Raw genomic sequence first — 2,842 nt, 5'->3', positions numbered from 1 at the left:
AAAAAATATTTAAGTACAATAATCCAAATATCATATCAAAAAACTTAAGTATCTTAAGTCATAGTGGTAATCAAAAGGTGATTGCGGCATGGACAAAATGCAAATTATTAAAACTAGAAAAAGCGTAAGAACATTTGACGGACAGAAAATTACTGATGAAGATAAAGAAAAACTTCTAAACTACACCAAAACAATCGAAAACCCTTACAATATCCCCGTGGAGTTCCTTATACTGGACAGCGAAAAATATAATCTTTCAAGTCCAGTTATAGAAGGCGAGGACACATATATCGCTGCAAAAGTGGCTAAAGTGGACCACTGCGAAGAGGCATACGGATATTCATTTGAAAAAATGATTTTGTATGCATGGAGCCAAGGAATTGGAACCACCTGGGTCGGAGGAACTTTAGACAGGCCCCTCTTTGAAAAAGCGGCAGCCACACGGGACAATGAATACATGATGATAGTGACACCAATAGGCTATCCTTCAAAAACACAGTCCAAGGTTGACAGCGCGCTGCGTGAAAGCGTTAAGGGCGATGAAAGACTTCCCGCATCAAAGCTATTTTATGAGCATGACTTTTCAATCCCATTAGACAATAGTGAAGATTGTCTTGATGCGGTTCGTTGGGCTCCTTCAGCAGCAAACAGACAACCTTGGAGGATTGTAAAGGACGATAATGATTATCATTTCTTTTTAGAACATACAAAAGGATATTCATCAGGTGTTGGATGGGATGTTCAAAAGATTGATATGGGAATAGCAATATGCCATTTCCTGTGTGTGAAAAATGGAAATCTGGTTTTTGATGAACCGGAAATTGAAACAGATGAGTATACAGAATACATTGCAACAATATCATGCGAATAATATAGGTGATTAAATGACTAAAAAAATAATAGCTGTTAACGCAGGACCTAGAAAAGGATGGAATACTGATACATTAATTGATGAAGCGATAAAAGGTGCAGAATCTGCAGGAGCAGAAGTGGAAAAATTCAATCTATTCCGCTTGGAAAAATACACCGGCTGCATCTCTTGTTTTGGATGTAAAAAAGAAAAATACAAAGGACATTGCATACGACGTGACGGTTTAACCGAAGTCTTGGATGCTATTCGTGAAGCCGATGGATTGATAATAGGTTCTCCAAATTATCTAAGTGAACTTACAGCATCATTTAGAGCACTTTATGAACGATTGGTCTTTCAGAATCTGACATATAATGCAGATGTCCCGTGCTGCAATGAAAATCCGATTCCAACGTTGCTTATCATGACCAGCAATGCTCCGGACAATGCCTATGAAGTATTGCTTCAAAATTATCAAAACGTATTCAACGGTTTTGTAGGGCCAACTGAAGTTTTCGTATCAGGTGAAACACTTCAGCTTAAAGATTACAGCAAAACCGATTGGCCATGGTTTTTCAATGCTGAGGAAAGATATGAAAGACATGAAACTTTTTTTCCTAAAGAAAGAGAAGCTGCTTTTGAAAAAGGAAAAGAATTAGTGTTAGGATAACATGAAAACATTATATTACACATCAACAGGCAATAACCTATACATTGCTAAGCAGTTGGGCGGAGAACTGATCAGCATCCCCCAACTGATGAAAAAAAATGAGTTTGATATAGAAGATGATGCTGTAGGCATCATTTTCCCTGTTTTTTATGCAACATCTCCCAAGATGCTTAGGGAATTTGTTGAAAAAGTCAATGTCAAAACCGATTATCTGTTTTTAATCACTTCTTATGGAAGCGACGGGGATCAAAATGCATTGAGAATCATGAAAGAAACATTAAATAACAGAGGAATTGATGTTAATTACACAAACTCCGTTTTGATGGTTGATAATTTCCTACCGACATTTGACATGGCCAATGAAAAGGAATTAAAAAAGAATTTAAACATCATCGGCGAAATTGAATCTATAAAAGAGGATATATTCTCAAGAAGAAATCATATTCATGACAAAAAACATTTTACCGATATTGAAAATATTGAAGTCATATTGGAAACCACAATGACTGAAAAATACCATATCCAAGTAGGTGAAGGCTGCAGCAATTGTGAAATATGTACTAAAGTATGTCCGAGAGGAAATATTGAATTGATTGATGAAAAACCCCATTTCGGAGATAATTGTGACTTTTGTTTAGGCTGCGTTCATCACTGCAAAACACACACATTAACAATTAACGATGAATTGAATCCAAATGAAAGATATAGAAATCCAAATATCAAAATTTCAGAGATTATCAAAAGCAATCAAAACATTTGAATTGAAAATCTAAAAGCAAAATGGTACTGACAAACATTGCAAATAATGATTTTTTGCGAATGTTTCTTTAATTCACAACTTAAAAATAGAAAATAAAGATTATGCAATTCTTATTCTTTAAATTCATTCCATGTAACTGTTGGCATAACAATAATGGTTTTGTCAAGCTTGAGGAACAGAGGCTTGCCCCCTATTCCGGTTTTAGTTTTGAAGTAGGTGGATTTGTCAAATTTAAGAACGGGCCATTTATCGGTCGGTTCGAGGTTAAGTTTTTTAAACTTGATTAAGATATTTAAGGGAAAACGCCACATAAAACACTTCCCCAATGAATAACGAGTTTTCCCTACATATCAAAAATTTAGCTCCGGTAAAAAGCAATAAACACCATCATAGCTATATTCTGGTACTGTTAAAACCTATATCTTTCAAAATCAAATAAAAGTAATAAAAATATATATGCTTCTTAGTTGAATATTATAATTTGAGAGCTAAAAGCAGTAAATATTTTGTATAGTATACGGGCAAAATCTATTATGCATAATTTGAGCGTTATTTAACTTAT

At 34.7% G+C, this 2,842-nt stretch carries 4 protein-coding genes; 3 read left to right on the top strand and 1 reads right to left on the bottom strand.

What is annotated here, in order from left to right; all coding sequences use genetic code 11:
• The first annotated feature begins 88 nt into the window (after nucleotides 1–88).
• From ACKI2W_RS07740 to ACKI2W_RS07730, 3 genes are read left to right on the top strand one after another with little or no spacing between them, the layout of a single operon-like run.
• Nucleotides 89–871 (top strand): nitroreductase family protein, encoded by a 783-nt coding sequence (locus ACKI2W_RS07740; protein ID WP_407380867.1) that lies wholly within the window; start codon nucleotides 89–91, stop codon nucleotides 869–871.
• A 13-nt stretch (nucleotides 872–884) separates the two neighbouring features.
• Complete coding sequence (locus ACKI2W_RS07735) at nucleotides 885–1,520, top strand: flavodoxin family protein (RefSeq protein WP_407380865.1); 636 nt, start codon at nucleotides 885–887, stop codon at nucleotides 1,518–1,520.
• A 1-nt stretch (nucleotide 1,521) separates the two neighbouring features.
• Nucleotides 1,522–2,280, top strand: a complete 759-nt coding sequence (locus ACKI2W_RS07730) for an EFR1 family ferrodoxin (RefSeq protein ID WP_292753499.1) — start codon at nucleotides 1,522–1,524, stop codon at nucleotides 2,278–2,280.
• 110 nt (nucleotides 2,281–2,390) lie between these two features.
• Here ACKI2W_RS07730 and ACKI2W_RS07725 read toward each other — a convergent pair whose 3' ends face one another.
• The gene (locus tag ACKI2W_RS07725) at nucleotides 2,391–2,591 is read right to left on the bottom strand and encodes a hypothetical protein (RefSeq protein ID WP_407380863.1); all 201 of its coding nucleotides are present in this window, start codon (nucleotides 2,589–2,591) and stop codon (nucleotides 2,391–2,393) included.
• Nucleotides 2,592–2,842 lie beyond the last annotated feature (251 nt).

The sequence above is a fragment of the Methanobrevibacter sp. genome (assembly GCF_045603845.1).
Classification (GTDB): domain Archaea; phylum Methanobacteriota; class Methanobacteria; order Methanobacteriales; family Methanobacteriaceae; genus Methanocatella.
This window is presented reverse-complemented; position numbering and strand designations above follow the sequence as displayed.